Annotated in this window: 8 protein-coding genes, 4 tRNA genes and 1 pseudogene; all 13 read left to right on the top strand. The window is 33.7% G+C overall.

The features are described from left to right. The coding region (locus ACIQ2I_RS09235; protein WP_396182097.1) for a tyrosine-type recombinase/integrase at positions 1-895 on the top strand (895 nt) is incomplete at its 5' end. A 26-nt stretch (positions 896-921) separates the two neighbouring features. After that, complete coding sequence (gene hpf / locus ACIQ2I_RS09230; RefSeq protein WP_396182096.1) at positions 922-1,224, top strand: ribosome hibernation-promoting factor, HPF/YfiA family; 303 nt, start codon at positions 922-924, stop codon at positions 1,222-1,224. 93 nt (positions 1,225-1,317) lie between these two features. Continuing rightward, a tRNA-Thr gene (locus tag ACIQ2I_RS09225) sits at positions 1,318-1,391 on the top strand. Between the two features lie 93 nt (positions 1,392-1,484). Then, positions 1,485-1,565: transfer RNA gene (locus ACIQ2I_RS09220), tRNA-Tyr, on the top strand. Positions 1,566-1,684: 119 nt separating this feature from the next. Next, positions 1,685-1,756 (top strand) — tRNA-Thr (locus ACIQ2I_RS09215). A gap of 60 nt (positions 1,757-1,816) precedes the next feature. Beyond that, the gene (gene tuf / locus ACIQ2I_RS09210; protein ID WP_396182095.1) at positions 1,817-3,004 is read left to right on the top strand and encodes an elongation factor Tu; all 1,188 of its coding nucleotides are present in this window, start codon (positions 1,817-1,819) and stop codon (positions 3,002-3,004) included. A gap of 60 nt (positions 3,005-3,064) precedes the next feature. Then, positions 3,065-3,135 (top strand) — tRNA-Trp (locus ACIQ2I_RS09205). A gap of 18 nt (positions 3,136-3,153) precedes the next feature. Next, positions 3,154-3,342, top strand: a complete 189-nt coding sequence (gene secE, locus ACIQ2I_RS09200; protein ID WP_291241155.1) for a preprotein translocase subunit SecE — start codon at positions 3,154-3,156, stop codon at positions 3,340-3,342. Between the two features lie 6 nt (positions 3,343-3,348). Then, a complete protein-coding gene (nusG, locus tag ACIQ2I_RS09195; protein ID WP_396182094.1) occupies positions 3,349-3,900 on the top strand; it encodes a transcription termination/antitermination protein NusG in 552 nt (183 codons plus the stop codon). Between the two features lie 64 nt (positions 3,901-3,964). Continuing rightward, positions 3,965-4,405 carry a 50S ribosomal protein L11 gene (gene rplK, locus ACIQ2I_RS09190; RefSeq protein WP_396182093.1) on the top strand — a complete coding sequence of 147 codons (441 nt, stop codon included), beginning with the start codon at positions 3,965-3,967 and terminating at the stop codon, positions 4,403-4,405. 5 nt (positions 4,406-4,410) lie between these two features. Further along, positions 4,411-5,100: a 50S ribosomal protein L1 gene (gene rplA, locus ACIQ2I_RS09185; RefSeq protein WP_396182092.1), complete on the top strand. Its 690-nt coding sequence runs from the start codon at positions 4,411-4,413 to the stop codon at positions 5,098-5,100. A 22-nt stretch (positions 5,101-5,122) separates the two neighbouring features. Continuing rightward, complete coding sequence (gene rplJ / locus ACIQ2I_RS09180) at positions 5,123-5,623, top strand: 50S ribosomal protein L10 (RefSeq protein ID WP_396182091.1); 501 nt, start codon at positions 5,123-5,125, stop codon at positions 5,621-5,623. 56 nt (positions 5,624-5,679) lie between these two features. After that, positions 5,680-5,920, top strand: a pseudogene (locus ACIQ2I_RS09175) (50S ribosomal protein L7/L12); the annotation flags it as partial.

Genomic DNA, 5,920 nt, shown 5'->3' with positions numbered 1-5,920 from the left:
TATGCGCAATAATTTACACTCTCATTTAGAATATCTAGAAAAAGAAAAAAAGTATTCACCACTCACTGTGAACGCATATCAAAAAGATATTTTATCATTTCAACTGTTTCTAAATAAAAATCATGATGGATGTTTACTAGAAGAAGTAAATTATTCGTTAATTCGAAGCTGGATTATTGAATTGTCTGATGCAAAAATCGCAGCTACTTCAATTAATAGAAAAATGGCTTCGTTAAAATCGTTTTACAAATTTCTTTTAAAAACAAAGCAAATTGATACCAATCCTTTTGTAAAACACAAATCGTTAAAAACACCTAAGCAAGTTCAGATTCCGTTTTCTGAAAAAGAAATTAAAACCTTATTTGAATTACATTTTTTAGAAACCGATTTTGACAGCATACGAAATAGGTTGGTGGTAGAATTATTATATGCAACTGGAATGCGAAGAGCAGAGCTAATTAATTTAGAGATAAACGCGCTTGATTTTTATAATAGCACCATAAAAGTGTTAGGAAAACGTAATAAAGAAAGAATTATACCTTTATTAACATCCACTTCAGAGGTAATAAAATTATATTTAACAAAACGTAAAGAACTAGAAACTATTAATGCACCCGAAAAGTTAATTTTATCTAAAAAAGGAAATAAAATAAGCGAAACATTTGTGTATCGATTAATAAATGATTACTTTAGTACTATATCGGAAAAGGTAAAAAGAAGCCCCCACGTTCTTAGGCATTCGTTTGCAACACATTTGTTAAATAACGGTGCAGATTTAAATTCAGTTAAAGAGTTGCTTGGTCATGCAAGTTTGTCGTCTACTCAAATTTACACACATAGTAGTTTGTCAGAGTTAAAAAAAGTATATAGCAATGCACATCCAAGAAACAAGTAAAGTTTAATTAAATACCTATAATTATTATGAAAGTGAATGTCCATGCAGTTAATTTTAATATCGACAGAAAATTAGTTGATTTTATTGATGAAAGAATGACTAAATTAGAAAAATATTACGACAAGGTAATTTCTTCGGATGCTTTTTTAAAAGTTGAGAACATAAGCGAAAAGGAAAACAAAACAATTGAATTAAAGGTGTTAGTGCCTGGTGATGATTTCATTGTAAAAAAACACAGTAAAAGTTTTGAAGCAGCAGCAGATTTAGCAGTTGAATCTTTAGAACGTTTACTAGTAAAGAGAAAAGAAAAATTAAGAGCGCATAGTTAATTGAAAAAAAGATTTAAAAAAGTTTTGATTAATAAATAAATTACATACATTTGCAGTCCGTTAGAAATAGCGGACTTTTTTTATGTATAAAACGCCGGTGTAGCTCAGCTGGCTAGAGCAGCTGATTTGTAATCAGCAGGTCGTGGGTTCGAGTCCCTCCACTGGCTCTTTGAAATGATGTTAATTAAAATAAATAAATGCATTTTTCTAACATATATTTAGAAATTATTATTTGTTTTTTTGATTTTTAAGTAAGGTTAGGGGAGATACTCAAGCGGCCAACGAGGGCAGACTGTAAATCTGCTGTGAAAACTTCGCAGGTTCGAATCCTGCTCTCCCCACAAACTTTTTAAATGAATTTATTTAAAACTATTTTTAAGTAAAATCTTTAATATATAATAATAGAATAAAAGAATTAAAAATAAATTTAGGTTTGTTTTTAACTTCTGAACTCACAAAAGCCGGTGTAGCTCAGGGGTAGAGTGCTTCCTTGGTAAGGAAGAGGTCTCGGGTTCAATTCCCGACATTGGCTCAAAATAGAAATAATTTTTGAACACTAATAAATAAATAACTAAGATTAAATTTTAAAATCATGGCAAAGGAAACATTCGACCGTTCGAAGCCCCATTTGAATATTGGTACTATCGGTCACGTAGATCACGGTAAAACTACATTAACTGCAGCAATTACAAAAGTATTGTCAGATGCTGGTTTATGTGAGGGTAAGTCATTTGATCAAATTGATAATGCACCTGAAGAAAAAGAAAGAGGTATTACAATTAACACATCGCACGTTGAGTATTCAACTGCTAAACGTCACTACGCTCACGTTGACTGTCCAGGTCACGCGGATTACGTTAAGAACATGGTTACAGGTGCCGCACAAATGGACGGAGCTATCTTAGTAGTTGCTGCTACAGATGGTCCAATGCCACAAACTCGTGAACACATCCTTTTAGGTCGCCAAGTAGGTGTGCCAAGAATGGTAGTATTCATGAACAAAGTGGATATGGTTGATGATGAAGAATTATTAGAGTTAGTTGAGATGGAAATCAGAGACTTATTATCTTTCTATCAATATGATGGAGACAATGGTCCAGTAATTCAAGGTTCTGCTTTAGGAGGTTTGAATGGAGATCCAAAATGGGTAGCTACTATTATGGAATTAATGGATGCGGTTGATACATGGATTGAATTACCAGTTCGTGATATTGAAAAACCATTCTTAATGCCAGTTGAAGATTCATTTACAATTACTGGTCGTGGAACTGTTGCTACAGGTCGTATCGAAACTGGTATTGCTAATACAGGAGACGCAGTTGAAATTATCGGTATGGGTGCTGAAAAATTAACTTCTACTATTACTGGAGTTGAAATGTTCCGTAAAATATTAGATAGAGGTGAAGCTGGAGATAACGTAGGTTTACTTTTAAGAGGTATCGATAAAGCTGATATCAAAAGAGGTATGGTTATTGTTAAACCAGGTTCAGTAAAACCACACGCTAAATTTAAAGCAGAGGTTTATATCTTGAAAAAAGAAGAAGGTGGACGTCATACTCCATTTCATAATAACTACCGTCCTCAGTTTTATGTACGTACAACTGACGTAACAGGTACTATTATGTTACCACAAGGAAGAGAAATGGTTATGCCAGGCGATAACTTAACTATTGATGTTGAATTATTATCTCCAATTGCATTGTCTATAGGTTTACGTTTTGCAATCCGTGAAGGTGGTAGAACAGTAGGTGCTGGACAGGTAACTGAAATTTTAGACTAATTAAAAGTCAAATATTAAATTTTTAAATCAGTATCGAGCAATCGGTACTGATTTTAACATACGAGCGTAGTTCAAGGGCAGAATAGTGGTCTCCAAAACCATTGATGGGGGTTCGAATCCCTCCGCTCGTGCAAAATAATGTAAATATCATGTTAAAATATTTCTCTGAAGCATTCGAAGAATTAAAATCAAATGTAACTTGGCCAGAATGGGCAGAAGTTCAAAAATACACTATCGTTGTAGCCTTATTTTCAGTAATATTTGCTTTGGCAACTTGGGGTATTGATTTGACTTTTACAAAAGTATTAAACGGTTTCTTTAATTTGTTAAAAGGTTAATACAAAATGGCTGATAATAACGTAAAGAAGTGGTATGTCGTTAGAGCGGTAAGCGGACAAGAAAACAAGATTAAAGCTTATATTGAGCAAGAAGTTAATCGTGTTGGAATGGCTGATTATGTCTCTCAAGTTCTTGTGCCTACAGAAAAGGTAGTACAAGTAAAAGACGGTAAAAAAATATCAAAAGAAAGAGTGTATTTCCCAGGTTATGTTATGATAGAAGCTAACTTAACAGGTGAAATTCCACATATTATTAAATCTATTACCGGTGTCATCGGTTTTTTAGGTGAAACTAAAGGTGGTGAAGCAGTTCCATTAAGACAAGCTGAAGTAAACAGAATGTTAGGTAAGGTTGATGAATTATCTGTAACAACAGAAAATATCATCATTCCTTTTACAATTGATGAAACAGTTAAAGTTATCGATGGTCCTTTCAACGGTTTCAATGGAACTATTGAAAAAATAAATGAAGAAAAGCGTAAACTTGAAGTGATGGTGAAAATTTTCGGAAGAAAAACACCTTTAGAGTTAAGTTTTATGCAAGTTGAAAAAGTATAATTTTTGTTACATATATATAAACCCGCATTAATCGCTTCCACTGATTAATGTAAAATTTTAAAAAATGGCTAAAGAAGTTAGTAAAGTAGTTAAACTACAAGTTAAGGGAGGTGCTGCGAACCCGTCGCCACCGGTTGGACCTGCTTTGGGAGCTGCTGGAGTTAACATCATGGAGTTCTGTAAGCAATTTAATGCTAGAACACAAGATAAACCCGGCAAAATATGTCCAGTACAAATTACTGTATATAAAGACAAGTCTTTTGACTTTGTTGTAAAAACTCCACCAGCTGCAGTTCAATTAATGGATGCTGCAAAATTAAAGTCAGGTTCAGGAGAGCCTAATCGTAAAAAAGTAGCTAATGTTACTTGGGATCAGATTAAGGTTATCGCTGAAGATAAAATGGCAGATTTAAATGCATTCACAATGGAAGCTGCAATGAGCATGATTGCTGGAACAGCCAGATCTATGGGGATAACTGTAACTGGAGATTCTCCTATAAAATAAGAGATATGGCAAAATTGACAAAAAAACAAAAAGAAGCTGCTGCAAAAATTGAAAAGAATAAATTATATTCTTTAAAAGATGCATCAGTATTAATCAAACAAATTGCTTCAGCAAAGTTTGATGAATCAGTTGATATCTCTGTTAGATTGGGTGTAGATCCAAGAAAAGCAAATCAAATGGTAAGAGGTGTGGTAGCATTACCACACGGTACAGGTAAAGATGTAAGAGTTTTAGCCTTAGTTACTCCAGATAAAGAAGCGGAAGCTAAAGCAGCAGGTGCAGACCACGTTGGATTAGATGACTACCTTCAAAAAATCAAAGACGGTTGGACAGATATTGATGTCATCATCACTATGCCAGCTGTTATGGGTAAACTAGGTCCATTAGGACGTGTTTTAGGACCAAGAGGCTTAATGCCAAACCCTAAAACAGGTACAGTAACAATGGATGTTGCTAAAGCAATTCAAGAAGTAAAAGCTGGTAAAATTGACTTTAAAGTTGATAAAACCGGTATCGTTCATGCAGGAATAGGTAGAGTGTCTTTTGATGCTGATAAAATCTATGACAATGCACACGAAATTGTTCAAACATTAATCAAATTAAAACCAACTGCAGCGAAAGGTACTTACATTAAGTCAATTTACTTAACAAGTACTATGAGTCCTGCTATCGCTTTAGATCCTAAAGCAGTATAATTGGTAGTTAAATATATTTAGTATGACTAGAGAAGAAAAATCAATTGCTATTGAAGATTTAACTGCACAGTTAGCAGATGTGAATGTTGTGTATTTAGCAGACATTTCTGGACTTGATGCAGGGACCACTTCAGACCTAAGAAGAGCTTGTTTTAAAGCAGGAATCAAATTAGAAGTTATAAAAAATACTTTATTAGCGAAAGCTATGGAGGTTTCTGCAAACGACTATGGAGATTTATCATCAACTTTAAAAGGAAATACTTCTATAATGATTGCAGATACCGCTAATGGTCCTGCAAAAATTATTAAAGAATTCCGTAAAAAAGGAACAAAACCAGTTTTAAAAGGAGCATACATTAATCAAGAAGTATACATTGGTGACGAACTTTTAGATAGCTTAGTAGCTATTAAATCTAGAGAAGAAGTTATCGGTGAAATCATCGGATTATTACAATCTCCAGCTAAACGTTTACTTTCAGCTTTATTAAACCATGCTGAAACTAAAGGCCAAGCCGCAGAATAACAAAAAATAACGCACTTAATAAATTACATATTTTAAACACATTAAAGATAGAAAAAATGGCAGATTTAAAACAATTCGCAGAGCAATTAGTTAATTTAACAGTAAAAGAAGTTAACGAATTAGCAACAATATTAAAAAATGAGTATGGTATCGAACCTGCTGCTTCAGCCGTCGTAGTTGCTGCTGGTGGAGGTGGTGATGCTGGTGCTGCTGCTGAGCAATCAGAATTTACAGTAGTATTAAAAGAAGCTGGTGCTTCTAAATTAGGAGTAGTTAAAGCAGTTAAAGAATTAACTG

This window comes from Flavobacterium sp. (genome assembly GCF_044368995.1).
In the GTDB taxonomy this organism is placed as follows: domain Bacteria; phylum Bacteroidota; class Bacteroidia; order Flavobacteriales; family Flavobacteriaceae; genus Flavobacterium.
Note: the sequence above shows the minus strand (reverse complement) of the source record. Positions and strands in the feature narration are given on the sequence as shown.

What these genes read in the sequence shown, in the direction of transcription:
- nusG (WP_396182094.1), top strand. Translation starts at nt 3,349, where the DNA reads ATGGCTGATAATAACGTAAAGAAGTGGTATGTCGTTAGAGCGGTAAGC.
- tuf (WP_396182095.1), top strand. Translation starts at nt 1,817, where the DNA reads ATGGCAAAGGAAACATTCGACCGTTCGAAGCCCCATTTGAATATTGGT.
- secE (WP_291241155.1), top strand. Translation starts at nt 3,154, where the DNA reads ATGTTAAAATATTTCTCTGAAGCATTCGAAGAATTAAAATCAAATGTA.
- hpf (WP_396182096.1), top strand. Translation starts at nt 922, where the DNA reads ATGAAAGTGAATGTCCATGCAGTTAATTTTAATATCGACAGAAAATTA.
- rplJ (WP_396182091.1), top strand. Translation starts at nt 5,123, where the DNA reads ATGACTAGAGAAGAAAAATCAATTGCTATTGAAGATTTAACTGCACAG.
- rplA (WP_396182092.1), top strand. Translation starts at nt 4,411, where the DNA reads ATGGCAAAATTGACAAAAAAACAAAAAGAAGCTGCTGCAAAAATTGAA.
- rplK (WP_396182093.1), top strand. Translation starts at nt 3,965, where the DNA reads ATGGCTAAAGAAGTTAGTAAAGTAGTTAAACTACAAGTTAAGGGAGGT.